At 74.5% G+C, this 24150-nt stretch carries 24 protein-coding genes; 17 read left to right on the top strand and 7 right to left on the bottom strand.

Going from position 1 to position 24150, the window contains the following annotated elements:
* The first annotated feature begins 33 nt into the window (after positions 1–33).
* From BJZ21_RS17070 to BJZ21_RS17060, 3 genes are all read left to right on the top strand, one after another.
* Entirely contained in the window at positions 34–1395 is a 1362-nt protein-coding gene (locus tag BJZ21_RS17070) for an extracellular solute-binding protein (RefSeq protein ID WP_179664851.1), read from the top strand.
* A gap of 24 nt (positions 1396–1419) precedes the next feature.
* A complete protein-coding gene (locus BJZ21_RS21525) occupies positions 1420–1656 on the top strand; it encodes a LuxR C-terminal-related transcriptional regulator (protein ID WP_179665763.1) in 237 nt (78 codons plus the stop codon).
* A 155-nt stretch (positions 1657–1811) separates the two neighbouring features.
* Complete coding sequence (locus tag BJZ21_RS17060; RefSeq protein WP_179664850.1) at positions 1812–2540, top strand: ZIP family metal transporter; 729 nt, start codon at positions 1812–1814, stop codon at positions 2538–2540.
* A gap of 24 nt (positions 2541–2564) precedes the next feature.
* On the opposite strand, the gene BJZ21_RS17055 is transcribed toward BJZ21_RS17060, so the two are convergent.
* Positions 2565–2969, bottom strand: coding sequence for a TIGR03618 family F420-dependent PPOX class oxidoreductase (locus BJZ21_RS17055; RefSeq protein ID WP_179664849.1), 405 nt, complete (start codon positions 2967–2969; stop codon positions 2565–2567).
* 59 nt (positions 2970–3028) lie between these two features.
* Here BJZ21_RS17055 and BJZ21_RS17050 point away from each other — a divergent pair, with 59 nt between their 5' ends.
* Positions 3029–4000: an SDR family NAD(P)-dependent oxidoreductase gene (locus BJZ21_RS17050; protein WP_179664848.1), complete on the top strand. Its 972-nt coding sequence runs from the start codon at positions 3029–3031 to the stop codon at positions 3998–4000.
* Between the two features lie 24 nt (positions 4001–4024).
* Here BJZ21_RS17050 and BJZ21_RS17045 read toward each other — a convergent pair whose 3' ends face one another.
* Positions 4025–5716, bottom strand: coding sequence for a dolichyl-phosphate-mannose--protein mannosyltransferase (locus BJZ21_RS17045; RefSeq protein ID WP_343052190.1), 1692 nt, complete (start codon positions 5714–5716; stop codon positions 4025–4027).
* Positions 5717–5832: 116 nt separating this feature from the next.
* Here BJZ21_RS17045 and BJZ21_RS17040 point away from each other — a divergent pair, with 116 nt between their 5' ends.
* From BJZ21_RS17040 to BJZ21_RS17000, 9 genes are all read left to right on the top strand, one after another.
* A complete protein-coding gene (locus BJZ21_RS17040; protein ID WP_179664847.1) occupies positions 5833–6540 on the top strand; it encodes an endonuclease/exonuclease/phosphatase family protein in 708 nt (235 codons plus the stop codon).
* Positions 6541–6700: 160 nt separating this feature from the next.
* The gene (gene rsmI, locus BJZ21_RS17035) at positions 6701–7558 is read left to right on the top strand and encodes a 16S rRNA (cytidine(1402)-2'-O)-methyltransferase (protein WP_179664846.1); all 858 of its coding nucleotides are present in this window, start codon (positions 6701–6703) and stop codon (positions 7556–7558) included.
* The gene (locus BJZ21_RS17030) at positions 7555–8457 is read left to right on the top strand and encodes an alpha/beta fold hydrolase (RefSeq protein ID WP_179664845.1); all 903 of its coding nucleotides are present in this window, start codon (positions 7555–7557) and stop codon (positions 8455–8457) included. The genes rsmI and BJZ21_RS17030 overlap by 4 nt, the downstream gene beginning before the upstream one ends.
* Positions 8454–9365, top strand: coding sequence for a TatD family hydrolase (locus BJZ21_RS17025; RefSeq protein ID WP_179664844.1), 912 nt, complete (start codon positions 8454–8456; stop codon positions 9363–9365). The genes BJZ21_RS17030 and BJZ21_RS17025 overlap by 4 nt, the downstream gene beginning before the upstream one ends.
* Before the next feature lie 306 nt (positions 9366–9671).
* A complete protein-coding gene (locus BJZ21_RS21520) occupies positions 9672–10841 on the top strand; it encodes a resuscitation-promoting factor (RefSeq protein WP_343052189.1) in 1170 nt (389 codons plus the stop codon).
* A 29-nt stretch (positions 10842–10870) separates the two neighbouring features.
* Positions 10871–11770 (top strand): 16S rRNA (adenine(1518)-N(6)/adenine(1519)-N(6))-dimethyltransferase RsmA, encoded by a 900-nt coding sequence (rsmA, locus tag BJZ21_RS17015; RefSeq protein WP_179664843.1) that lies wholly within the window; start codon positions 10871–10873, stop codon positions 11768–11770.
* A complete protein-coding gene (locus BJZ21_RS17010; RefSeq protein ID WP_179664842.1) occupies positions 11767–12723 on the top strand; it encodes a 4-(cytidine 5'-diphospho)-2-C-methyl-D-erythritol kinase in 957 nt (318 codons plus the stop codon). The genes rsmA and BJZ21_RS17010 overlap by 4 nt, the downstream gene beginning before the upstream one ends.
* On the top strand, positions 12716–14578 hold the full coding sequence (locus BJZ21_RS17005; protein ID WP_179664841.1) for an ABC-F family ATP-binding cassette domain-containing protein: 1863 nt from the start codon (positions 12716–12718) through the stop codon (positions 14576–14578). The genes BJZ21_RS17010 and BJZ21_RS17005 overlap by 8 nt, the downstream gene beginning before the upstream one ends.
* Positions 14579–14657: 79 nt before the next feature.
* Positions 14658–15392, top strand: coding sequence for a VOC family protein (locus tag BJZ21_RS17000; protein ID WP_179664840.1), 735 nt, complete (start codon positions 14658–14660; stop codon positions 15390–15392).
* A gap of 74 nt (positions 15393–15466) precedes the next feature.
* On the opposite strand, the gene BJZ21_RS16995 is transcribed toward BJZ21_RS17000, so the two are convergent.
* Positions 15467–15952 carry a MarR family winged helix-turn-helix transcriptional regulator gene (locus tag BJZ21_RS16995; protein WP_179664839.1) on the bottom strand — a complete coding sequence of 162 codons (486 nt, stop codon included), beginning with the start codon at positions 15950–15952 and terminating at the stop codon, positions 15467–15469.
* A gap of 98 nt (positions 15953–16050) precedes the next feature.
* Here BJZ21_RS16995 and BJZ21_RS16990 point away from each other — a divergent pair, with 98 nt between their 5' ends.
* From BJZ21_RS16990 to BJZ21_RS16980, 3 genes are all read left to right on the top strand, one after another.
* On the top strand, positions 16051–16827 hold the full coding sequence (locus BJZ21_RS16990) for a trans-aconitate 2-methyltransferase (protein ID WP_179664838.1): 777 nt from the start codon (positions 16051–16053) through the stop codon (positions 16825–16827).
* A gap of 26 nt (positions 16828–16853) precedes the next feature.
* Positions 16854–17240, top strand: coding sequence for a VOC family protein (locus tag BJZ21_RS16985; RefSeq protein ID WP_179664837.1), 387 nt, complete (start codon positions 16854–16856; stop codon positions 17238–17240).
* 198 nt (positions 17241–17438) lie between these two features.
* Positions 17439–17909 carry a hotdog fold domain-containing protein gene (locus BJZ21_RS16980; RefSeq protein WP_179664836.1) on the top strand — a complete coding sequence of 157 codons (471 nt, stop codon included), beginning with the start codon at positions 17439–17441 and terminating at the stop codon, positions 17907–17909.
* A gap of 3 nt (positions 17910–17912) precedes the next feature.
* On the opposite strand, the gene BJZ21_RS16975 is transcribed toward BJZ21_RS16980, so the two are convergent.
* The 3 genes from BJZ21_RS16975 to BJZ21_RS16965 all read right to left on the bottom strand — a co-directional run bounded on the left by BJZ21_RS16975 (position 17913) and on the right by BJZ21_RS16965 (position 21741).
* Positions 17913–19382: a DUF6297 family protein gene (locus BJZ21_RS16975; protein WP_179664835.1), complete on the bottom strand. Its 1470-nt coding sequence runs from the start codon at positions 19380–19382 to the stop codon at positions 17913–17915.
* Positions 19379–20089: an ABC transporter ATP-binding protein gene (locus BJZ21_RS16970; RefSeq protein ID WP_425490525.1), complete on the bottom strand. Its 711-nt coding sequence runs from the start codon at positions 20087–20089 to the stop codon at positions 19379–19381. The genes BJZ21_RS16975 and BJZ21_RS16970 overlap by 4 nt, the downstream gene beginning before the upstream one ends.
* An 83-nt stretch (positions 20090–20172) precedes the next feature.
* Positions 20173–21741: a CehA/McbA family metallohydrolase gene (locus BJZ21_RS16965; protein WP_179664834.1), complete on the bottom strand. Its 1569-nt coding sequence runs from the start codon at positions 21739–21741 to the stop codon at positions 20173–20175.
* A gap of 100 nt (positions 21742–21841) precedes the next feature.
* Between BJZ21_RS16965 and miaB the strand changes: the two genes are divergently transcribed.
* Positions 21842–23353: a tRNA (N6-isopentenyl adenosine(37)-C2)-methylthiotransferase MiaB gene (gene miaB / locus BJZ21_RS16960; RefSeq protein ID WP_179664833.1), complete on the top strand. Its 1512-nt coding sequence runs from the start codon at positions 21842–21844 to the stop codon at positions 23351–23353.
* A gap of 52 nt (positions 23354–23405) precedes the next feature.
* Here miaB and BJZ21_RS16955 read toward each other — a convergent pair whose 3' ends face one another.
* Positions 23406–24125 carry a hypothetical protein gene (locus tag BJZ21_RS16955; RefSeq protein WP_179664832.1) on the bottom strand — a complete coding sequence of 240 codons (720 nt, stop codon included), beginning with the start codon at positions 24123–24125 and terminating at the stop codon, positions 23406–23408.
* Positions 24126–24150: the final 25 nt, after the last annotated feature.

Below are 24150 nucleotides of genomic sequence, written 5' to 3'. Positions count from 1 at the left end.
GAACGGTGCCGCAGACCAGAAGGAGATCCATCCATGTCGGTTCCTCACAGGCGCACGCTCGGCGCTCTCGCCGTGCTGCCGCTGCTGCTCCTGCCAGCCGCCTGCGGCGGCAGCTCCGCCGACGCGTCGAAGGACGCCGAGTCGATCACGAAGGTCAAGGACGGCCAGATGAAGGGGGTCAAGATCGCCACGGCGGACTTCTTCGGCGACTGCAGCGACGCGATCGGCAAGAACACCGACCTCGCCAAGGCCGTCGACGAGTGCTCGACCTTCCAGACGCTCATCAACAAGTTCAACGCCGAGAACAAGTTCGGCATCACCGTCACCCAGCAGGGAGCGGACTGGAAGTCGTTCTACGACTCGCTCAACGCCGCCTTCGCCGCCAAGCAGCCGCCGGACGTGACCCTCATGCACGAGTCCAACATCCCGGACTACTCCAGCCGCGGGCTGCTGCTGCCGTTGGGATCGGACTACAAGGTGGTGGGGATCGACCCCTCGGACCTCACTGACCCGGCCACGAGCGCGGTCACCGTCGACGAGAAGATCTACGCCGTTCCGTTCGACGAGCACGCGAACCTGGTCCATCTCAACATGGACCTGATGAAGCAGGCGCACCTCGTCAAGCCCGACGGATCCCCCATCCTGCCCACCAGTCCGGCAGAGCTGAAGAAGCAGGCCGCCCAGTTCAAGTCCGCCACCGGGATGCAGTACATGGCCTGGGGGAACGACTTCAACATCCCCTTCCGGGTCTTCTCCACGCTGGTCTCCCAGCAGGGCAAGGCCGTGGTCACCGACGACGGCAAGGTCCAGATCGACACTCCGGAGAGTCACAACGCGCTGACCCTGATCAAGGACCTCTACTCCTCCGGCATCGCCGACCCCAAGCAGACCTACGACTCCTCCCAGCAGGCGTGGCTCAACGGCAAGGTCGGAATGCTCGTCAACGGCACGTGGCCGGTCAACCAGTACGTCAACCAGACGACGTTCAAGTACGAGGCCACCGACTTCCCCACGCTCTACGGGCAGCCGGGGGTATGGGCCAACTCGCACACCTGGGTGATTCCGGTGCAGCAGGACGGCGACCCGGTCAAGTACCGCGCGGCCCTCGAGTTCGCCGCCTGGATGTACGACCACGACAAGGACTGGGCGCTCGGCTCGGGGCACCTGTCGGTCCGCAAGTCGGTGCTCGCCAGCTCCGCCTACAAGTCCGCACCCCAGCGTGCGAACTACGTCGCCACCGCCGACAACGCGGCTCTCGTGCCGCAGATCGTCGGCTGGCAGGGCGCCGAGGACGACCTGCAGCACGCCATCGAGAAGGTGTGGTTGTCCGGGACGAGCGTCGACTCCGCCCTGTCCGCCGCCCAGTCGCAGGTGGAGCAACAGCTGCAGAACTAGGTCGGGGATGTCGGGACGTCGCCCATCGCACCGATCGCGCACGAGCTGCTGATCAGCCTCAAGACCGTGCGCAACCACGTGTCGAACGTGCTGCCCAAGCTCCAGGTGGCTGACCGGGCCGCCGCCATCGTCAGGTGCGCGGAGCGGGCCCGGCCCACAAGGACTGAGGCGCCTGCGGGGGAGGACCGCGCGAGGAAGGCCCCGGGAAAAGTAACGAGCCGCCGGTGTCTCGGGTCACCGGCGGCTCGAGAAGAACGTTAACCGAGCAGGCTCCGGGAGCGGAGAGGAATTCCCTCAAGATCTCCTCAATTCGGTAGGCGCCTGGGTAGTCGCCGCTGCGCGGGAGGTGCGGGAGGTGCGCGGGGTCTCAGCGGCGTCGACGCATGGCCCCTGCCCGAACGGGCACGGTGGCTGGCATGTGGGAGGCATCGTTCTGGGGTTTCGTGGGTGGTTTCGCGCTCCTGGTCGGGGCGGCGGCCGGGATCTGGCTGCCGACGAGCCGACGCTTCGTCGGCCTGATCATGGCGTTCGGCACCGGGGTGCTGTTCAGCGCGGTGGCCTTCGACCTGACCAGTGAGGCCTACGACCGCTCGGGCGCGGAGGCCGTCGTGCTGGGCCTGCTCGGGGGAGCGCTGGTGTTCTTCATCGGCGACTGGCTCATCGACCGGCACGGAGGGCACCGCCGCAAGAGTCAGAACGGGTCGCCCGAGGGGGCCGGCGCGATGGCGCTGGTGCTCGGCGCGCTGCTCGACGGCATCCCGGAGTCGGCGGCCATCGGCGTGAGCCTGGTCGGCGGCGGCTCGGTGGGCGTGGCCGTGGTCGTGGCGGTGTTCCTCTCCAACATCCCCGAGTCGCTGTCCGCCTCCGTCGGCATGCGCAAGGACGGGCGCACGGTCACCTACGTGCTGGGCCTGTGGGGCGCGGTGCTGCTCGCCTCGACCATCTCCGCCGGCCTGGGCTACGGGCTGCTCGGCTCGGCGCCGGCGCTGGTCATCGCGGTCACGCAGTCCTTCGCGGCCGGCGCGATCCTCACCATGCTGGCCGACACGATGGTCCCCGAGGCGGTCGAGCACGCCGGCGCGCTGGTGGGGCTGGTGACCGCGATCGGGTTCACCTGCGCGTTCCTGCTGTCGATGACTGCCTGAGCCGGCCCGAGGGCCGGGCGGCGCTCAGAAGTCGCTCGAGTGCAGGAACCGGTCGACCTCGAGCCGGATCGCCACCCGCTCGGGGTTCGGGCGCGGGGTCCGGTAGCGGGCGGCGTACCGCTCCTCGGCGCGGGCCACCGACGCCGCGTCGCCGAGGACTACAGCGCGGCCCTCGAGCGTCGACCAGCGCCGCCCGTCGACCTGGCAGGCCGCGACGAGCGACGAGGCGGCCAGGTTGCGGGCCTTGCGAGAGCCGCGCGAGGTGATCACCCACGCGCAGCCCCGCTCGGGGTCCAGCGCGACGCCCACGGGCACGACGTGCGGCCGGCCGTCCGCGCGCAGCGTGGTCAGCGTGCACAGGTGCCGCTCGGTCCAGAACTCCAGCAATGCAGGGGGAAACTCCTGCCACCCGGGCACCCAGCTCGTCACGGCCCCATCGTGCCCGAGCCCGACAAGCGGCCTTGGCCGGCCCGCCTACCGTCGAGACCATGCTGCCGCTGCCGCGCCGGATCGCCGTGGGGATCGACACCGTGCTCGACCGGACCGTGGCGCCCGGCTACACCCGGGTCGGCCAGGCGATCCGCCGCCGGCTGCCCACCTGGCCGGCCGACCCCGACCCGGGCGCGCTGGCGGGCCGGGTCGCCGTGGTCACCGGCGCCACCTCCGGGCTGGGCCTGGCCACGGCCGAGGCGCTCGCCCGGCTCGGGGCCGGGGTCGTGCTCGCCGCCCGCGACCAGGTCAAGGGCCGCCGCGTCCAGCAGGAGCTGAGCGAGCGGCTGCCGCAGGCCGAGCTGCAGCTGGCGCGCTGCGACGTCAGCGACCTCGACGACGTACGACGCTTCGTCGACGAGCTGGACGTGCCGCGGGTGGACGTGCTGGTCCACAACGCCGGGGCGATGCCGCCCGAGCGCACCGAGTCCGCCCAGGGCCACGAGCTGACCATGGCCCTGCACGTCCTGGGCCCGGTGCTGATGACCGAGCTGCTGCGTCCGCGGCTGGCCGGCGGTCGGGTCGTCCTGGTGACCTCCGGCGGGATGTACGCCCAGCGGCTGCGCGCGGACGACCCGGAGTACCTCCAGGGCGACTACTCGCCGACCACCGCCTACGCGCGCAGCAAGCGGGCGCAGGTCGAGCTGCTGCCCGTCCTGGACCAGCGCTGGGCGCCCGAGGGCATCTCCGTGCACGCGACCCACCCGGGCTGGGCCGACACCCCCGGCGTGGTCGACTCGCTGCCCACCTTCCACCGGCTCACCGGCCCGCTGCTGCGCGACGCCGGGGGCGGGGCCGACACCACGGTCTGGCTGGCCGCGACCGAGCCGGTGCCGACCGGCGGCCGGCTCTGGCACGACCGCCGGGCCCGCCCCACCCATCTGCTGCCCCGCACCCGCTCGGGCGACGCCGAGCGCGCGGAGCTGTGGGAGTGGGTACGCGCGCAGCTGGACCTGCCGCCGGCCCCCTGAGCGGGGAGCCCGGCGGGCGCCGGGTCAGATCCAGCGCGTGAACCAGATCCGGTCCAGCCACTCCTGGTGGGTGAGCAGCTGGTCGGTCCAGATCGGCCAGAACCACGCGAAGTTCAGCATCACAAGCACCAGGAACGAGCCCGCGACCACCACCGCCGCCGTACGCCGGGGTGTCGGGACCGGCGAGGTGCCGATCAGCCTGCCCATGGCCAGCGTGAGCGCCAGCACCGTGAACGGCAGCGTGACGACCGCGTAGAACAGGAAGATCGGCCGGTCGTCGTACATCAGCCACGGCAGCCAGGTCGTGAGCACGCCGACCACCGCGACCCCGAACCGCCAGTCCCGGGCGCCGAGCCACATGAACGCCGCGAAGACCAGCGCCAGCACGCCGCCCCACCACAGCACCGGGGTGCCGAGCAGCAGCACCTGGCGCAGGCAGGTGCTGTCCGCGGGGGCGTCGCAGCCCTGGGTGCCGGGCTTGATGTCCACGTCCGCGGAGACCCCGACCGGCCGGTTCAGCAGCAGCCACCCCGACGGCTTCGAGCCGTAGATGTGGGTGCTGCCGTTGAGGAAGTGGGTGTGGAAGACATAGATGTCGCGGTGGTAGTGCCAGAGCGAGTCCAGCGACTGCACCACCTCGCCGAGCCCGCTGGCGTCGGGCTCGTTGCGGGTCGGCCAGTCCTGGCCGCCGTGGTAGTGGGTGTACTGGGTGGCCGAGAGCCACTTCTCGTACTGCTCGGCGTGGATCAGCCAGCCGGTCCACGTGGACACGTAGACGACCAGGCCCACCAGCACCAGGTGCACGAACGCGGGCACGCCGTCCACCAGCGCCGAGCGCAGCACCGCCCACCGCACGCCGAACGAACGACGGGCCCCGGCACTCCACAGCCACACGAGCAGCCCGAACGCCGCCATCGGGTAGAGCGCGTCCCACTTGGTGCCGCACGAGAGCCCCCAGCACACGCCGCTGGCCAGCAGCCAGGGGCGGAACAGCAGCCGGCGCACCGGCCCCCACCCGCGCCGGTCGGTGACCGGCTCGGGCAGCAGCCGGGCCATCCGGGCGCGGTACCAGTCGCGGTCGGCCACCAGGCACGCCACCGCGCTGAGGGTGAAGAACGCCGCGAAGATGTCCAGCAGCGCCAGTCGGGACAGCACGAACTGCAGGCCGTCGAAGGTGAGCAGCAGGCCCGCGACGCAGCCGAGCAGGGTCGAGCCGGTGAGCCGCCGGGCCAGGCGGCACATCACCAGCACCATCAGCGAGCCGACCACCACCGAGGCGATCCGCCAGCCGAACGGGTCCATCCCGAACGCCTTCTCCCCGAGCGCGATCAGCCACTTGCCCACCTCGGGGTGGACGATCATCTCGGCGGAGTCCTTCCAGATCCCCGTCGTGTCCCCGCTCAGGATCTTCTCGTTGGCGTTGCTGATGTAGTCGTGCGCGTAGCCGAAGTGCAGCAGCGACCAGGCGTCCTTGGCGTAGTAGGTCTCGTCGAACTCCAGCTCGTGGGGCGTCCCGAGGTGCCAGAGCCGCAGCAGCAGCGCCAGCATCGCGACGGCGATGCTCGCCGACCAGCCGATGACCGGGTCCTCCAGGCCCACCCGGCCCCGGGCGCGCAGCGCCGCGAGCGGCACCGGCCGGCCCGACGCCGTGCGTGAGAGGCCGGCCCGACGCGCCGGAGCCGTCGCGATCGGTACGTCGGGGGCGCGGCTCGTCACGCCGGCAGACTCTACGTCGTGGCGTGCCCGGCGCCAGCGCTCAGCCGGGCCGCTCAGCCGGGCCGCTCGACCGATGACCCGGCCCGCGCTCGCCCCTCTCGGGTCTACTTGTCCTCATGGTGCTGGGTCCGGCCCCGGAGGGTGCTGCCGCCGACGGCAGCGGCTCGTCCGGCGTGCCGGTCCGGGTCGGCACCTACAACATCCGCGCCGGTGTCCGGGACGCCGACTTCACCGGCGGGGTCGCGGCGCTGCTGCCGCGGGTCGACGTGGCCGGCCTGCAGGAGATCGCGCGCCGCGGCCGCCAGGCCTGGCTCGCCGACCGGCCCGGCTGGGGCTGCTTCCGCCCCCGGGAGGCCGGCGCCAACCCCGTGGTGTGGCGGTCCGCGGCGTTCGACCTCCTCGACGGGTACGGCGCCCTGCTCGCGCACGGGCGCCACATCGGCGACGAGAAGCCGGCCAAGGGCCACGACCTCGACGACCAGTACGCGACGGTCGTGCACCTGCAGCACCTCGCCACCGACCAGGAGGTCACGGTCATCGACGTACACCTGCTCGCCGGGGCCACCACCGCCGGTCGCCGCCGGCACGACCGGCCGCTGATGTTCGGCTTCTACCGCGACGAGGTCAGGAGCCTCGCGGCGCTGGTCGAGGCCGAGCGCGCCACCGGACGGGTCTTCGTCCTCGGCGACTTCAACATCGGCTACGCCGCCGACGCGCGCTGGCACGACGAGGCGATGCCGTTCGCGCGCCTCGCGGCGCTCGGGATGGTCTCGATGTGGCGCGACTGCGGCACCGCCGGCCGGGGCACCCACGGCCCGCAGTAGATCGACCAGATCTGGTCGCAGGGGCCCGCGGACCGCTGCGAGGTCGCCTACGACGTCGAGCACTCCGACCACTTCCCGGTGATCGGGACCTACTCGCTGGTGCCGCCGTCGAGCTGACACCGACCCGGGCGGAACCGGGGGCGCCTGCGATGATCGGGGCGTGACCCCGACCTCCGACGGCCCCGGCACGCTGGTGCTCGCCGCGACCCCGATCGGCCGGGTCGCGGACGCGCCGCCGCGACTGGCCGAGGAGCTCGCGACCGCCGACGTGGTCGCGGCCGAGGACACCCGCCGGCTCAAGCGGCTCACCAGCGACCTCGGCGTGAGCGTCGCAGGCCGGGTCGTGTCGTACTTCGAGGGCAACGAGTCCGCGCGCACCCCCGCGCTGCTCGAGGCGCTGCTGGCCGGCGAGCGGGTGCTGCTGGTGACCGACGCCGGGATGCCCAGCGTGTCCGACCCCGGCTACCGGCTGGTCGCGGCCGCGGTCGAGGCCGACGTACCCGTCACCGCGGTGCCCGGCCCCTCGGCCGTGCTGACCGCGCTGGCCGTCTCGGGCCTGCCGGTGGACCGGTTCTGCTTCGAGGGGTTCCTGCCGCGCAAGGCCGGCGAGCGGTCCCGGCGGCTGGCCGCGCTCGCGGAGGAGGAGCGGACCATGGTCTTCTTCGAGGCCCCGCACCGCACCCAGGCCGCGCTGGCGGCGATGGCCGAGGCGCTCGGCGGCGACCGGCCGGCCGCGGTCTGCCGCGAGCTCACCAAGACCCACGAGGAGGTACGCCGGGGTCCGCTCGACGACCTCGTCACGTGGGCGGCCGAGGGCGTGCGCGGGGAGGTCACGATCGTGGTCTCCGGTGCGCCCCCGCGGGCGGACCTGGACACCGACCCGGACAGCCTGCTGGCCGCCGTGGCCGAGCTCGAGGCCGCCGGCACCAGCCGCAAGGAGGCGGTGGTCGAGGTGGCCAAGCGGGCCGGCGTGCCGAAGCGTGAGGTCTACAACCTGGTCCACGGAGGACGCGCATGACCGGACAGAACGGCCGCATCGAGACCTACACCCACGACGGGCTCACCTTCGACGTCCGCGACAGCGGGCCGCTGGACGGCGACCCGGTGGTGCTGCTGCACGGCTTCCCCGAGCGCGCCAGCTGCTGGGACGCGGTGGTCCCGCTGCTGCACGAGCAGGGCCTGCGCACGCTCGCGCCCGACCAGCGCGGCTACTCCCCGGGCGCGCGGCCGCGCCGGCGCCGCGACTACCGCACCGGCCACCTCGCCGCCGACGTGCAGGCGCTGATCGACGCGGTCGGCCGGCCGGTGCACCTGGTCGGCCACGACTGGGGCGCGGCCGTCGCCTGGCTGGTCGCCGCCCGCAGCCGCGACGTCCGGTCGCTGACCGCCGTCTCGGTGCCCCACCCGGTGGCCTTCCAGAAGGCCATGCTGAGCTCCCGGCAGGGCCTGGACTCCTGGTACATGTACCTCTTCCAGCTGCCGCTGCTCCCCGAGGCGCTGGCCCGGCCCGGCGGCCCGCTCGAGACGTTCCTGCGCCGCGGCGGCATGGACGACGCGGCGCTGGCCCGGTTCCGGCGCGAGATCGTGGAGTACGGCGCGCTGCCGGGCGCGCTGGGCTGGTACCGCGCCCAGTTCCTCGGCGGCGGCGACGCGATGCCGGGCGGGGTGACGGTGCGGGTCCCCACGACGCTGGTGTGGAGCGACGGCGACGTGGCGATCGCCCGCAAGGGCGTGGACCTGACCCCGCAGTTCGTGCACGCGCCGTACGCGCTGGAGGTCCTCGAGGGCGTCTCCCACTGGATCCCCACCGAGGAGCCGGAGCGGCTGGCGGCCGCGGTGCTGGCGCGGATCCGCTCGGTCGGCCCCGAGACGCCCGAAGCGCCCGAGACGCCCGAAGCGCCCGAGGCGGACCGGTGACCGTGCCCCCTGAGCGTCCCACCCGCACCCGGGCGGCCACCGAGGAGAAGACCGGCAGCCGGCGCGACCGCGAGCGCCCGCCGGCGCCCGAGCCGCTGCCGCACCCGGTGGTGGACAACCACTGCCACCTCGACATCGCCGACGCCGACGACCCCGGGGACTGGTTCACCACCGACGAGGCGATCGCGGCGGCCGCCCGGGTGGGCGTGCCGCGGATCGTGCAGATCGGCTGCGACCTGCCCGGCGCCCGCTGGGCGGTCGACGCAGCTGCGGCGTACGACGCCCTGGTCGCCGGCGTCGCGCTGCATCCCAACGAGGCCCCCCGGCACGCCGCCGCGGGCACCCTGGAGGAGGCGCTGGCCGAGATCGAGCGGCTGGCCGGCGCGCATCCGAAGGTCCGAGCCGTCGGCGAGACCGGTCTGGACCACTTCCGCACCGGCGAGGACGGCCGGGCCGCCCAGGTGGCGTCGTTCCGCCGGCACATCGACCTGGCCAAGCGGCTGGACAAGACGCTGGTGATCCACGACCGCGACGCCCACGAGGAGGTGCTGCGCGTCCTGGACGAGGAGGGCGCCCCGGAGCGCTGGGTGATGCACTGCTTCTCCGGGGACGCCGACGTCGCCCGGCGGTGCCTGGACCGGGGGGCGTGGCTGTCGTTCGCCGGCACCGTCACGTTCAAGAACGCGCAGGTCATCCGGGACGCGCTGGTGCTCGCGCCCCGCGACCGGGTGCTGGTCGAGACTGACGCGCCCTACCTCACGCCGAGCCCGTTCCGGGGTCGCCCGAACGCCTCCTACCTGGTGCCGCTGACCATGCGCGCGATGGCCGAGGTGCGGGGCGAGGACCTGGCCGCGCTGTGCGCCGCGGTGGACGCCAACACCGAGGCGGCGTTCGGCGGCGCCTGGTAGTCCCGGCTACCACGGAAGGCCCTCCCTACCGGGTATTTGGTCCCCGAGAGCCTGGTCACGTCTGGGCCATTTGGGGGAGGAGGACTTTGACCGCGCCGCGGATCTCGTTAACGTTTCGTTACTGATGGCCGGGATCGGGAACGATCTGACCAGTGCCGGTGGTCGTCGCGACGCAGCGACAGCCCCGCCCGGGCGCCCCCCATTGCGGGCGTCCATCCCCTGCATGCACCCGCCACCCCCCGGTGGCAATCGTGTGCGCTGCGCGCTGGCAACCCGAGGACCGGACCGTACGACCCCCGGAGAATCGTGCCGAGCAGTGACAACAGCAAGCAGTCCCGACTGACCTCCCTCCCCGCGTGGGCCAGGAGCCGTGCCGCCCTGGTCGGCGTCTCGACCGTCGCCGTGCTGGCCGTCGCCGGCACCACCATCGGCTACGCCCACATGGGCAAGACGGTCACCCTCTCCCTCGACGGCCAGACCCAGCAGGTGACCGCGAGCGGCGACACCGTCGGTGACGTCCTCGACGCCCAGGGCATCCACGTCGACAACCACGACATGGTCGCCCCCGCCCTCGGTCAGCAGGTCGACGACGGCAGCGAGATCTCGGTGCGGTTCGGCCGACCGCTCAAGCTCGAGGTGGACGGCAAGCAGCACACCTACTGGGTCAATGCGACGACCGTCGGCGGCGCCCTGAACCAGATCGGCCGCAGCTTCACCGGGGCCGACCTGTCCCTGAGTCGTGGCGGGTCCATCGATCGCGGGGGCCTCAAGCTCGACGTGGTGACGCCCAAGAAGCTGACCGTGAAGGTCGGCGACAAGAAGCCGGTGCGCCGCCAGCTCACCGCGGTCACCGTCGCGGACGCCCTGAAGCAGATGGGCGTCAAGGTCGACAAGGACGACCGGACCAGCCCCGGCAAGCACCACGAGGTCACCGACGGCGACCGCATCGTGTTCACCGACGTCCGGGTCGTGAAGAAGCAGGTGCACGGCGAGTCGATCGGCTACGACACGATCCACCGCGACGACTCCTCGCTGGCCCAGGGCAAGACCCGGGTCGCGCGCTCCGGCCGCGCCGGGCTGCGCAACGTGACCTACCAGCTGGTCTACCGCAACGGCGACCTGGCCACCCGCAAGGTGGTGAGCCAGCAGGTGCTGCGCGACCCCGTCGACGAGGTCGTCGAGGTCGGCACCAAGGCGCCGGCGCCGCAGCCGACGCCCGCCCCCGCCGCGAACTACGCCTCCGGCGGGAGCGCCTGGGACCGGATCGCCGCGTGCGAGTCCGGCGGCAACTGGGCCGCGAACACCGGCAACGGCTACTACGGCGGGCTGCAGTTCAACCTCAGCACCTGGCGCGCCTACGGCGGCGTCAGCCGGCCGGACCTCACCAGCCGGGAGTACCAGATCTCCATTGCGGAGAAGGTGCGCGCCGCCTCCGGTGGCTACGGCGCCTGGCCGGTCTGTGGGGCCCGCGCCTGACCCGCGGAGCCGCAACTAGGCTGGGTCGCATGTCTGACACCTCCGCCGGTCCGAGGCTGCTCGGGCCGGCGGAGGTGCGTCGGCTCGCCGCCGAGCTCGACCTCCGGCCGACCAAGCAGCGCGGCCAGAACTTCGTCATCGACCCCAACACGGTCCGCCGGATCGTGCGCGAGTCCGGCGTCACCGCCGACGACGTCGTCGTCGAGATCGGGCCCGGGCTCGGCTCGCTGACGCTCGCGCTGCTCGAGGTCGCCGGGCGGGTCGTGGCGATCGAGGTCGACGCGGTCCTCGCCTCCCGGCTGCCGGCCACGATCGCCGAGCATGCGCCGGACCACGCCGACCGGTTCGAGGTCGTGCTCGCCGACGCGCTGCGGGTGGCCGCGGTCCCCGGGCCGGCGCCGACCGCGCTGGTCGCGAACCTGCCCTACAACGTCTCGGTCCCGGTGCTGCTGCACATGCTGACGCTGCTGCCCTCGCTCGAGCGCGGCCTGGTCATGGTGCAGGCCGAGGTGGCCGACCGGCTGGCCGCCGGCCCCGGCTCCAAGGTGTACGGCGTGCCGTCGGTCAAGGCCGCCTGGTTCGCCGACGTGCGGCGCGCCGGCGCGATCGGGCGCAACGTGTTCTGGCCGGCGCCCAACGTCGACTCCGGGCTGGTCGCCTGGACCCGGCGCGAGCCGCCGGCGACCACCGCCACCCGCGCGCAGGTGTTCGCGGTCGTCGACGCGGCGTTCGCCCACCGCCGCAAGGGGCTGCGCGGGGCGCTGCGCGAGCTGGCCGGCTCGGCCGAGGCGGCGACCGCCGCGCTGGAGGGCGCCGGCATCGACCCGCTCGCCCGCGGGGAGTCGCTGGCGGTCGACGACTTCGTGCGGATCGCCGAGGGGCTCGCGGCAGCCGCGCCCGCCGCGGCCTCCCGGGAGGCCGACGCGTGAGCCGCCGGAACACCGGGCTCACCGTGCGTGCGCCCGCGAAGATCAACCTGCACCTCGGCGTCGGCGGCGTGCGCCCCGACGGCATGCACCCGCTGCTGACCGTCTACCAGGCGGTGAGCCTCTACGACGACCTCGCCGCCGCGCCCGCGGAGGCCTGGCGGCTCGGCCTCACCGTCGACGACCACGTCGCCGCCCACGAGGTGCCGCTGGCCGGCGACAACATCGTCGACCGGGCCGCCGACCTGCTCGCCGCCCATCACGGCCTGGCCCGCGCCGACCACGGCGCCGCCGTGCACATCACCAAGGCGATCCCGGTCGCCGGCGGCATGGCCGGCGGCTCCGCCGATGCCGCGGCCGCGCTGGTGGCCCTGGACCGGCTCTGGGGGCTGGAGACCTGCGACGACGACCTGCTCGCGATCGCCGCCGAGCTCGGCAGCGACGTGCCGTTCGCGCTGCTCGGCGGCACCGCCGTCGGCACCGGACGCGGTGAGATCGTCACCCCGGTCGCCGACCACGGCTCGTGGTGGTGGGTGCTCGCGCTCAGCGCCCGGGGGATGTCCACGCCCGCGGTCTACCGGCACTTCGACGAGTTGCACCCCGACGCCTCGCCGGAGCCGCCGCCGGCCGACGCGCTGCTCGCGGCGCTGGACTCCGGCGACCCGGCGCGGCTGGCCGCCACCTTGCACAACGACCTGCAGGCGCCGGCGTTCGACCTGCGCCCCGACCTCGCGGACCGGATCGCGCGGGGGGAGGCCGAGGGCGCGCTGCGCGGGCTGGTCTCCGGCTCCGGCCCGACCTGCGTGTTCCTGTGCGGGTCCGGCGAGCACGCGCGCGCGGTCGCGGCCGCCCTGCGGGTCCCCGATCCCGCGACGGGCGCGGAGCCCGTCGTACTCGTCGCGCACGGCCCGGTGGCCGGCGCCCATGTCGTGGAAGGGCTGGCCGCCCATGGCTAACCTCGTCAACCTCGAGCGGGTCTCCAAGGCGTACGGCGTCCGACCGCTGCTCACCGATGTCTCCCTCGGCGTCGCCGCGGGGGACCGGATCGGGATCGTCGGCCGCAACGGCGACGGCAAGACCACGCTGCTGGAGGTCATGACCGGGCTCGAGGAGCCCGACACCGGCCGCGTCTCCCGGTCCCGCGGCCTGCTGATCGGCTACCTGCACCAGGGCGACGAGCTCGACGACACCCACACCGTCCGCGAGGCGGTGCTCGCCGGTCGCTCCGACCACGAGTGGGCGGCCGACCCGCGCACCCGCGAGGTCGTCGAGGTGCTGCTCGCCGGGGTCTCGCTGGACCGGGCCGTGGTCGGGCTCTCCGGCGGGGAGCGGCGCCGCTGCTCGCTGGCCGCGCTGCTGCTCGGCGAGCACGACCTGGTCGTGCTCGACGAGCCCACCAACCACCTCGACGTCGAGGCGGTGGACTGGCTGGCCCGCCACCTGGTGCAGCGGTCCTCGGCGCTGGTCGTGGTCACCCACGACCGGTGGTTCCTCGACGCGGTGTGCCAGTGGACCTGGGAGGTCCACGACGGCGTGGTGGACGCCTACGAGGGCGGCTACGCCGCGTTCGTGCTCGCCAAGGCCGAGCGGCAGCGGCAGGCCGCGGCCTCGGAGGTGCGCCGGCAGAACCTGGTCCGCAAGGAGCTGGCGTGGCTGCGTCGCGGCGCCCCGGCCCGGACCTCGAAGCCGAAGTTCCGCATCGACGCGGCCAACCAGCTGATCGAGGACGTGCCGCCGCCGCGGGACCCGATGGAGCTGCAGCGCTTCGCCACCCAGCGGCTCGGCAAGGACGTGATCGACGTCGAGGACGTCGACCTGGTGCGCGGGACCCCGGGCGAGGGGGAGCGGCAGCTGCTCTCCCACGCGACCTGGCGGATCGGCCCCGGCGACCGGATCGGCATCGTCGGCGTCAACGGCGCCGGCAAGACCTCGGTGCTCTCGTTGATCGCGGGCACGCTCCCGCCCTCGGCGGGCCGGGTCAAGCAGGGGCGCACGGTGGCGCTGCAGCACCTCACCCAGCAGCTCGACGACCTCGACCCCGCGGGCCGGGTGCTGCCCACGGTCGAGTCGATCCGCCGGGTCACCCGCACCGCCGACGGCGAGGTGACCGCGACCGCGCTGCTGGAGCGGTTCGGCTTCACCGGCGACCGGCTCACGGCCCGGATCGGCGACCTCTCCGGCGGCGAACGCCGCCGGTTCCAGCTGCTGCGGCTGCTGCTGACCGAGCCGAACGTGCTGCTCCTCGACGAGCCCACCAACGACCTCGACATCGAGACGCTCAACGTGCTCGAGGACTTCCTGGACGGCTGGCCCGGCACCCTGGTCGTGGTCTCCCACGACCGCTACTTCCTCGAGCGGGTCACCGACTCGGTGTGGGCGCTGCTCGGCGACGGCCAGATCTCGATGCTGCCCCGCGGCGTCGACGAGTACCTGGAACGGCGCAGCGTGCAGGAGCGCGAGCGCGAGGCGGCACTCGCGTCGACTCCCAGCGCGCCGAGCGGGCAGTCGGAGGCACTCTCGGAGGTGCGAGCGGGCACTTCGGGGCAGTACGACGGGTCGCCGGCCGCCGCGACGCCGCCCAAGGCGAAGGCCGGCAGTGCCGAGGAGCGGTCCGCCCGCAAGGAGATCGCCCGCATCGACCGGCAGCTGGCCCGGATCGCCGAGCAGGAGGCCGCGCTGAACGCCCAGGTCCTCGAGCACGCCCAGGACTACGAGAAGCTCGCCGAGCTCAGCACCCGGCTCAACGCGCTCGCCACTGAGAAGGACGAGCTCGAGATGGAGTGGCTGGAGGCCGCCGACCTCCTGGAGTGACCGGGCCGCCTGCGTCGGTCGGCTCGCGCCGCGGGAGCGCCCGTCGGCCGGCGGTCGGCTGGGGGCCTACGGTGGGGACGTGTACCTGGAGAACGTCGTCATCGACGCCCGCGAGCCGCAGCGGCTGGGCCGCTTCTGGGAGGCGGTGCTCGGCGGCGAGCGCCTGACCGACGAGCCGGACGGGTTCGAGACCCGGCTCGCCGTCGAGGGCGGCCCGGTGCTGGACCTGTGCCTCCAGCGGGTCCCCGAGCCGCCGCCGGCGCCGCAGAGGCTGCACCTGGACCTCCGCGGCGGGGCCCGCCAGGACCAGGAGGTCGAGCGGCTGCTCGGGCTGGGCGCGCGCCGCCTCGACCTCGACCCGCGCGACCTCGACCGGCGCGAGGTGCCCGGGGTGGTGCTCGCCGACCCGGAGGGCCACCCGTGCTGCGTGCTGGAGGACCGGGCGGCGTACGCCGGCACCGGGCCCCTGGCGGCGCTCTCGCTCGACTGCGCCGAGCCGGACCGGGCGGCGGAGTTCTGGTCCTGGCTGACCGGCTGGACCGACGTCGCCGGTGTCGCGCCCAGGTCCCTGCGCCATCCGTCGCGGCGCGGTCCGCTGCTCGAGCTGCGCCCCGAGGCCGCCCCCAAGGGGCCGACCAAGAACCGGATGCACCTCGACATCCGGCTCGAGACCGGCGACGACCCGGACGATGTCGCGGCCGGCATCGCCGCCCGCGGCGGCCGCGAGCTGCCCTCGGAGGGGGCGGCGCTGCCGTGGCGGATTTTCGCCGACCCGTCCGGCAACGAGCTCTGCGTGCTGCCCGCGCGGTCCTGAGGACCGGCGACCGGCCCTCCCCAGGACTCGTCCGGGGCGGCGGCACCCTCCGGGGGACCGGGGGCGGTCGCCGGTCAGGAGAAGGGTGCGAGCAGGGTGCGCAGCAGGTCGGCGAGGGCGTCCTGGTCCCGCGCGGGGAGGTCCTGGAGCAGGGCGCGCTCGGCGTCGAGCAGCGCGGTGAACGCGCCGTCGACCGCGGTCTTGCCCTCCGCGGTGAGCCGGACGATCACGCCGCGGCGGTCCTCGGGGTCGGGGTAGCGCTCCACGAACCCGCGCGCGGCGAGCCGGTCGACGCGGTTGGTCATGGTCCCGCTGGTCACCAGCGTCTCGCGCAGCAGCCGGCCCGGCGAGAGCTCGTACGGCGCCCCCGCGCGCCGGAGCGCGGCCAGCACGTCGAACTCCCACGACTCGATCCCGTGGGCGGTGAACGCCTCGCGGCGGGCCAGGTCGAGGTGCCGGGCGAGCCGGGAGATCCGGCTGAACACCGCGACCGGCGCCAGGTCCAGGTCGGAGCGCTCGCGGGCCCAGGACTCGACCAGCTCGTCGACCTCGTCCCTCATGACGCCATCCTAACCATCCGGTCGAGAATCTTGACATCGAGAATTCTTCGCGTCACGATGAAAGTGTCTTGATGTCAAGATAAACCGAGGAGCGGCAGATGACCCACACCTGGGACCCGGAGCGGTACCTCACCTATGCCGACGAGCGCGGCCGGCCGTTCGTGGAGCTGCTGGCCCGCGTCCGCGCCGAGGCGCCCGGTGCCGTGGTCGACCTCGGCTGCGGGCCGGGCAACCTGACCGGGCTGCTGGCCGAGCGCTGGCCGGACGCCGCGGTCACCGGCCTCGACGCCAGCCCCGAGATGATCGCGAGGGCGCGCGCCGCCGAGAGCCGGATCGCCTTCGACGTCGCCGACCTGCGCGACTGGGCGGTGCGCGGCGCCCGCGACGTCGACGTGCTCGTCTCCAACGCCACCCTCCAGTGGGTGCCCGGGCACCTCGACCTGCTGCCGGCGCTGGCCGGCCGTGTCACCCCCGGCGGCTGGCTGGCCTTCCAGGTGCCCGGCAACTTCGACGAGCCGAGCCACACGATCCGCCGCGACCTGGCCGCCGAGCCGCCGTACGCGCCGCACACCGCGGGCGTCGCCGCCCCGTCCAGCCACGACCCCGCGGTCTACCTCGACGCGCTGACCCGGCTGGGCTGCGAGGTCGACGCCTGGGAGACGACCTACCTGCACGTGCTCACCGGCGCGGACCCGGTCTTCACCTGGGTCTCCGGCACCAGCGCCCGGCCCACCCTGCAGGCGCTGCCCGAGGACCTGCGCCCGGCGTTCGAGGCGGAGTTCAAGCGGCGGCTGCACGCGGCCTACCCGCAGCGGGAGTGCGGCGTGGTCCTGCCGTTCCGCCGGATCTTCGTCGTCGCCCGCATCCCCGCCTGAGCCGCACCCACCCCGAGAGGAGCGTCATGAAGCTGCACCACGTCCAGGTGGCCTGCCCGCCCGGCGGCGAGGACGCCGCCCGCCGGTTCTACGCCGACGGGCTCGGCCTGACCGAGGTCGAGAAGCCGGCCGACCTGCGCGCCCGCGGCGGCGCGTGGTTTCGCGCGTACGACGCCGCCGGGTCGGTCGCCGCCGAGGTCCACGTCGGCGTCGAGGAGCCGTTCGCGCCGGCCCGCAAGGCCCATCCGGCGTTCGTGCTCGACTCGGTCGCCGAGCTCGAGGCCACCGCCGACCGGCTCGCCGGCGCCGGGCACGCGGTCGACTGGAGCCAGCGGACCACTTTCGCCGGCCACCAGCGCTTCCACACCTTCGACGGCCACGGCAACCGGGTCGAGGTGCTCGCTCCCGCCTGACACCCGCGGGTGGCGGTGAGCTGTGCACCGAGTCCGGCCCGGGAACGGTGGCTGAGTCACCGCCCACCGAGCGGGCGCGCGTCAGGACCGACCGGGCCGGACCAGTCCGCCCTGGTAGGCCGCGACGACCGCCGGCGCCCTGCTCGACGTGGTGCGGGTCACGGTGCGGCACGGTTACCCATCGGTAGCATGCGCGGCATGAGCCAGGTCCTCACCCTGTGGGAGAAGGTCAGCCCGCTGCCCCAGGGCAAGCGCATCTTCTCGATCCTCTTCGCCCAGAAGGCGCCGTACTTCGCCACGATCCGGCCGCGGTTCACCGAGATCCGGCCGCACCGGGCCGAGCTGGTGATCCCCAAGCGCCGCGGCGTGCACAACCACCTCAAGACCGTGCACGCGATCGCGCTGTGCAACGGCCTCGAGGCCGCGATGGGCGCGCTGGCCGAGGCCACGATCCCCGCGGACAAGCGCTGGATCCCCAAGGGCATGGAGGTCGGCTACACCGCCAAGGCGACCACCGACATCACCTGCGTCGCCGAGACCGACCCCGAGCACTGGACCCGGGTTCCCGACGCGGGCGGCGAGGTGCCGGTCCGCGTCCGGGGCGTCCGCGGCGACGGCACCGTGGTGGTCGAGGGCGTGATCCGGCTCTGGGTGACCCCGCGGAAGTAGCGGCTACTCGCGCCCGACCAGGTAGCCCAGCACGCCGAGGCTGAACAGCAGCGAGATCACCGCGCCCTTGCCGGTCGGCGAGATCAGCACCGGCGCGGTGGTCAGCACCAGCACGTCGAAGCCGCGGGCCGCGCTGCCGTAGAGGTTGGTCGGCACCGCCCCGGCCGGGGTCGTGACCAGCGGCTTGCTGTAGTCGGGCGGCCGCCCGGTCACCCACCGGGTCGCCGCGGCCAGCGCCGCGGCGCCGACGACCACCCCGAAGACGACCGCGTGCCCGGGGTCGACGCCGAGCGACCCGTCGAGCGCGCCGGCCGTCGCGAGGCCGTACGCCGCGAGCAGGCCGGCGGGCACGGCCAGCGTGGCCATCCGGGTGGTGGCCGCGGGGAACGGCATCGCCCGGGCGATGCTCGGGGTCCGGGTGAGCGCCCGCACGCCGGTGAGCAGCGGCAGCCCGGTCAGGAAGCCGGTGAGCGCGGCGACCAGCACCACCACCCGGCCGCCGCCGGCGGTCTCGGTGGCGTAGGGCACCACGACGGCCGCCACGAGCAGCAGCACGGTCTGCGGGCTGCGCCGCACCCGGGTCAGGTCGAGCCAGACCAGGGCGGCCGCGCCCGACGGGCCGCCGCGCCGCGGGCGGACCGACCCGTGGCCGGTCCAGCGGTGGGCGACGACCACGTCGAAGGCCAGCGCCAGGTCGAGGCTGGCCAGGGCCCCGGAGACCCCGGGGGCCAGCGCCCCGCCGGCCGCGACGTCCCGGCGCCGCAGCCGCGGCAGCCGGCGCACCGCCAGCGCGAGCAGGGCCAGCGTCAGCGCGGCGGCGACGAGCACGCCGGTGACCCAGGCGGGCGAGCCGACCGGCGGGTCGGCGACCGGGGCGCGGCCGAGGGCGAGCACCAGCAGCCCGCCCCAGACCGCCGCCACCAGCACCCAGGTCAGCAGCCGCGCGACCACGCCGCCGGCCGACTGCGACAGCGCCGCCAGGCAGACCGCGACCGCGGACAGCAGCGCCGCCGAGAACGTGAACGACAGCAGCGCCGCGCCCGGGAACGCCGCGACCGCCGACGCCCCGGCCGCGACCAGCCCGCCGCCGACCAGCGCGATGCCGACGGCGCCGAGCAGCCGCGGCCGCAGCACCGAGCCGCGGTCGACCGGGGCCGTCATCAACCAGGAGTCGACCGCGGGGGAGACGAAGACCGGCCCGAAGAGCCGCGCCAGCGCCAGCACCAGCACCACGCCCGCCACCCCGGTGACCCAGGGCAGCACGGTGCGCGCCTCCAGGCAGCCGGCCGCGACACAGGCCGCGCCGGCGGCGCGGCGCACGTTGAGCACCACGTTGACCAGGGCGGAGCCGAACATCGCCACCGCCAGCAGCGCCACGTAGGCGTCGCTGAGCACGTCGACGAGCCGGGCGGTGGCGCGCCCGCGACGCCAGTGCCGGATCTCGGCGCGAAGCTCGCGGACCTCCGTGCTCATGCCTCCCTGCCGGCGGGCTCTCGGTGGGCGCCGACGTCGACGACCCGGTCGGCGACCGCCTCGACCAGCGCGGTCGCGTGGCTGGCCATCAGCACGGCCAGCCCCTGCGCCTTCTCCTGGACCAGGCGCCCGGCCAGCCAGTCCAGGCCCGCGCGGTCGAGCCGCTGCTCGGGCTCGTCGAGGACCAGCAGCTGCCGGGGCCGCACGAACGCGCTGGCCAGCGCCAGCCGGCGCCGCTGCCCCGAGGACAGGGTGCCGGGCAGCTGGCCGGCCTGCGCGATCAGCCCGACCTCGTGCAGCACCTCGTCGACGAGCTCCTGCGCGTCGGCCACCCGGTGCGCCTTCGCGAACAGGTCGAGGTGCTCCACGACCGAGAGGTCGGGGAAGAAGTCCATGTCGTCCATCACCACCGCGAGGTGGGTGCGCACCTGCTCGGAGCGCTCGTCGAGCGGCTTGCCGTCGAGCTCGATGGTGCCGCCGGTCGGCTTGTCGGCGCCGGTCACGCAGCGCAGCACCGTCGACTTGCCGGCGCCGTTGCGGCCCACCAGCGCCACCGCCTCCCCGGCCCGCACGTCGAGGTCGAAGCCGGCCAGCACGTCCACCTCGCCGAAGCGACGGCGCAGCCCGCTCACCCGCAGCAGCGGCGGGGCCTCCGCCTTCGGCTTGGGCTTGCGCTGCTTCTTCTGCTGGTGCGGGGGACGGGCCACGACCGCCAGCGTGCCACTCCGGTCCCCGGCGCCCGTGACCCGGGCTGGCCGGCTCGGGCCTCGTCACCCGGGTGGTCGGGTCCTCAGGCGCGGTGGGGCCCCGAGCCGCCGAGCAGGACCGGATTGGTCATCGCCACCATCGGCGCGGTCGGCGTGGTGCCGCGGCGCACCTCGGCGCGGACGAACCCGGTCCCGCCCGGCACGGTCGTCTCGATCAGGGCCTCGCCGCCGCTCGCCGCCGCCGTCGCGAGAGGGGCGCCGGGGCCGGGCCCGAGCAGCGTGGCCACGCAGCCGTCGTCGAGGCCGGTGACGTGCAGGCGTACGGCGACCGCGTCGCCCTCACCGCTCGGCACCCGGTCGCCGCACCCGCCGGTCACCGCACCGAGCCGCGCCGTCAGCTCCAGCCCGACCCCCGAGGACTCCGCCAGCCAGCTGTGGCCGCCGCGGTAGCCGGCCAGGATCTCCTCGACCGAGAGCGCCCCGGCCCGGACGACGGTCTGGGCCAGCCCGATCCGCTGCTCGTGGCCGTGCGAGTCGGAGTTGCCGACCGCCGGCTTGAAGACCCCGTCGGTGAGCAGCTGGTGCCAACGCTGGACGGCGCGCTCGTTGGCGGTCTGGTTCAGGCCGCTCCACGGCCCGTTCCAGACCTCGACCGCGTCCATCTCGGCGAAGTCGTCGCCGAACTCCCAGCCGATCCCGGCCCCCAGCTGGAAGGGGTGGGCGGCGATCGCGAGCCCGCCGGCGGCCCGGGCCCGGTCGGCGAACCGCCCGAGCTGCCCGTCCGCGGGCCGGTAGCGCCAGTCGATCCAGGTGCCCGGCTCGAGGCCGGTCGCCAGCCAGTGGCCGGTCCGGGTGGTCACCTCCTCCCCGGCGATGACCAGGAAGTCGGCGGGGACGTGACGGCCCCAGGTGCGCTGCGCCGAGCTGGTGTTGTGCTCGGCGCTGCCGAGGAAGTCCAGGCCCGCGGCCCGGGCGTCCGCCAGCACCTGGGCCTGGGTCTGGTGGCCGTCGGAGTGGACGGTGTGCACGTGCAGGTCGCCGCGGTACCAGCCCGGACCGCTGCCCGGCACGGCCGTCGGCGCCGGTTGCGGCACGAACCCCGGCCCGCGCGGGCCGAAGTGCAGCGTGACCCGCACCGTCCACGGCGTACCGGCCCCGACGATCTGGTACGGCCCCAGCGCGACCGCCCAGCGGCCCGGCGTGATCGGACCGGCCAGGTAGCCGGGGGTGGCGTGGGCGCGGCTGATCCGGAACGACCGCCGGGCCCCGCCCGACCAGCCGCGGAAGCCGCGCGCGTCCCCGAGCGCGTGCCCGGACGGGTCGAAGATCCCGATGTCGACCACGTTGACCGTGGTCGGCCCGATCGACGTGGGGTGGTAGTCGTAGCCCACCTCGATCGCGCGGACCCCGCGCGGCACGTGGAAGGGCACGTAGTGCCAGTCGGGCCCGTGCGGGTCGGTGAACTCCCCGCGGAAGGTCCTGGTGACCGCCGAGCCGGCGTGCGCCGGCTCGAACGAGAACAGGGCGGAGCTGGTCGCCAGTCCGGCGCCGGCCAGGAGCAGCCGGCGGCGGTCGAGACGGCGCGCGGCGCCGTGCCCGGTGGGTGGGCCGGAGGGTGGATCGGCGGGCCGTGCCGAGGGGAGCTCGTTCATGGTGTCCCCACCCTCGGTCATCCGGGGCGTCCGCGCAGGCGGTTCGAGGCATCCGAGCGATTGCGACGGGCCGCGCGGCCCGCCGTACCCTTGGGCGGTCATGACTGCCACGCCTGAGACCGCCGAGACCGCCCCGCGCACCTACGAGGTCCGCACCTACGGGTGCCAGATGAACGTCCACGACTCCGAGCGGCTCACCGGGCTGCTCGAGGAGGCCGGCTACGTCTCGGCGCCGTCGGGGGAGCAGGCCGACGTGGTCGTGTTCAACACCTGCGCGGTGCGTGAGAACGCCGACAACAAGCTCTACGGCAACCTCGGGCACCTGGCGCCGGTCAAGGCCGCCCATCCGGGCATGCAGATCGCGGTCGGCGGCTGCCTGGCGCAGAAGGACCGCGACACGATCACGACCCGCGCCCCGTGGGTCGACGTGGTGTTCGGGACCCACAACATCGGCTCGCTGCCGGTGCTGCTGGAGCGGGCCCGGGTGCAGGAGGAGGCCCAGGTCGAGATCCTGGAGTCCCTCGACGTCTTCCCCTCCACGCTGCCGACCCGGCGCGAGTCGGCGTACGCCGCCTGGGTCTCGGTCTCGGTCGGGTGCAACAACACCTGCACGTTCTGCATCGTGCCGGCGCTGCGCGGCAAGGAGAAGGACCGCCGGCCCGGCGACATCCTCGCCGAGATCCGGGCGCTGGTGGCCGAGGGCGTCACCGAGATCACCCTGCTGGGCCAGAACGTCAACGCCTACGGCGTGGAGTTCGGGGACCGGCAGGCGTTCTCCAAGCTGCTGCGCGCCTGCGGCGAGGTCGAGGGGCTGGAGCGGGTCCGGTTCACCTCCCCGCACCCCGCGGAGTTCACCGACGACGTCATCGAGGCGATGGCCGAGACGCCCAACGTGATGCCCTCGCTGCACATGCCGCTGCAGTCCGGCTCCGACCGGGTGCTGCGCGCGATGCGGCGCTCCTACCGGCAGTCGAGGTTCCTCGGCATCATCGAGCGGGTGCGCGCGGCGATCCCGCACGCCGCGATCACCACCGACATCATCGTGGGCTTCCCCGGCGAGACCGAGGAGGACTTCCGGGACACCCTCGAGGTGGTCCGCGCCGCGCGGTTCTCCGGGGCGTTCACCTTCCAGTACTCCAAGCGCCCCGGCACCCCCGCCGCCGTGCTCGAGGACCAGATCCCGCCGGACGTGGTCAAGGACCGCTACGAGCGGCTGGTCGAGGTCGTCAACGAGATCGCCTGGCAGGAGAACAAGGCGCTGGTCGGGCGCACCGTCGAGCTGATGGTCGCCGAGGGGGAGGGCCGCAAGGACGCTGCCACCCACCGGCTCTCCGGGCGCGCCCCGGACAACCGGCTCGTGCACTTCGCCGCCGACTTCTCGCAGGTCGACGCCGGCTCCGGGGTCCGGCCCGGCGACATGGTCACCGTCGAGCTCACGTACGCCGCCCCGCACCACCTGGTCGCCGACGGGCCGGTGCGCGCGCTCCGGCGGACCCGCTCCGGCGAGGCGTGGGAGGCCCGCCAGGCCCGGCCCGCGCCGTCGGGCGTCACGCTCGGCATGCCCTCGGTGGGCGTGCCCGCGCCGCTGCCGGAGGCCCCCGCCTGCCGGTGAGGCCCGCGCCCGGTGCCCCCGGCTCCGGCTCCGGGCCGGGCGGCCCGGGACGTCAGGCCGAGCGCGGTCCGGAGACCTCGATCCGCCTGACCTCGGCCGCGGGGGTCGGCAGGTCGGTCAGGGCCGCCAGCAGCCCGGCCAGGAGCTCGCGCCGACCCGGGTCCGCGCCCGGGCCGAGGCGCGCGAGGGCGTCGTGCAGCCGCTCGGGAGTCGTGCGGCGGCAGCGCACGGCGTCGGCCAGCCAGGCGAGCGCCGCTACCTCTGCGTCGTCCGTCCGGCCGCCGCCCGTCCGGCCGCCGCCCGTCCGGCCGCCGCCCGTCCGGCCGTCCCCCGTGCGGCCGGCGAGCTCGGCGGCGACGTCGAGCAGCGCGTCCTCGACGGGCACCCGCGGGGGCGACAGGTCCCACCGGACGCGATCACCCAGCCCGTCCAGCCGGTGCGCCCGGATCCCCGCCGGGGCCACGAACCGGCTGTCGCGATCGACCGCGACGTGGATGACGGCGTCCCCACCGTCGCGCCGTCCCGGGCCGTCGGCCAGGCGCAGCACGGAGCGATGGCACAGCGCCGCCGGCCAGGCCAGCAGCACCGCCGCCCAGCTGCGCTGCAGCCAGCTGGGGGCCGCGCCGCACGCGAGGTAGACGCCCTCGTGCAGCGCCCGCCACCCGCGCCGCTCGGCCGTGCGCGCCACGTCGAGCTCGTCCCAGCCGGCCGCGCGCAGCTGCAGCCGCCCGATCACGCCCGACTGTCGCTCGAGCAGCTCCTCGATCCCCACGACCGAGCACGCTCCCCGACGGGCG

The sequence above is a fragment of the Nocardioides panaciterrulae genome (assembly GCF_013409645.1).
GTDB classification, from domain to species: Bacteria; Actinomycetota; Actinomycetes; order Propionibacteriales; family Nocardioidaceae; genus Nocardioides; species Nocardioides panaciterrulae.
Note: the sequence above shows the minus strand (reverse complement) of the source record. Positions and strands in the feature narration are given on the sequence as shown.

Bases quoted from the DNA above. Each gene is read 5' to 3' on its own strand.
- BJZ21_RS17060 (WP_179664850.1), top strand. From the start codon at position 1,812: ATGTGGGAGGCATCGTTCTGGGGTTTCGTGGGTGGTTTCGCGCTCCTG.
- BJZ21_RS17005 (WP_179664841.1), top strand. From the start codon at position 12,716: ATGGCTAACCTCGTCAACCTCGAGCGGGTCTCCAAGGCGTACGGCGTC.
- BJZ21_RS16980 (WP_179664836.1), top strand. From the start codon at position 17,439: ATGAGCCAGGTCCTCACCCTGTGGGAGAAGGTCAGCCCGCTGCCCCAG.
- BJZ21_RS17040 (WP_179664847.1), top strand. From the start codon at position 5,833: ATGGTGCTGGGTCCGGCCCCGGAGGGTGCTGCCGCCGACGGCAGCGGC.
- BJZ21_RS17030 (WP_179664845.1), top strand. From the start codon at position 7,555: ATGACCGGACAGAACGGCCGCATCGAGACCTACACCCACGACGGGCTC.
- BJZ21_RS16985 (WP_179664837.1), top strand. From the start codon at position 16,854: ATGAAGCTGCACCACGTCCAGGTGGCCTGCCCGCCCGGCGGCGAGGAC.
- BJZ21_RS16995 (WP_179664839.1), bottom strand. From the start codon at position 15,952: ATGAGGGACGAGGTCGACGAGCTGGTCGAGTCCTGGGCCCGCGAGCGC.
- rsmA (WP_179664843.1), top strand. From the start codon at position 10,871: ATGTCTGACACCTCCGCCGGTCCGAGGCTGCTCGGGCCGGCGGAGGTG.
- BJZ21_RS17070 (WP_179664851.1), top strand. From the start codon at position 34: ATGTCGGTTCCTCACAGGCGCACGCTCGGCGCTCTCGCCGTGCTGCCG.
- BJZ21_RS16975 (WP_179664835.1), bottom strand. From the start codon at position 19,382: ATGAGCACGGAGGTCCGCGAGCTTCGCGCCGAGATCCGGCACTGGCGT.
- BJZ21_RS17050 (WP_179664848.1), top strand. From the start codon at position 3,029: ATGCTGCCGCTGCCGCGCCGGATCGCCGTGGGGATCGACACCGTGCTC.
- miaB (WP_179664833.1), top strand. From the start codon at position 21,842: ATGACTGCCACGCCTGAGACCGCCGAGACCGCCCCGCGCACCTACGAG.
- BJZ21_RS16990 (WP_179664838.1), top strand. From the start codon at position 16,051: ATGACCCACACCTGGGACCCGGAGCGGTACCTCACCTATGCCGACGAG.
- BJZ21_RS16965 (WP_179664834.1), bottom strand. From the start codon at position 21,741: ATGAACGAGCTCCCCTCGGCACGGCCCGCCGATCCACCCTCCGGCCCA.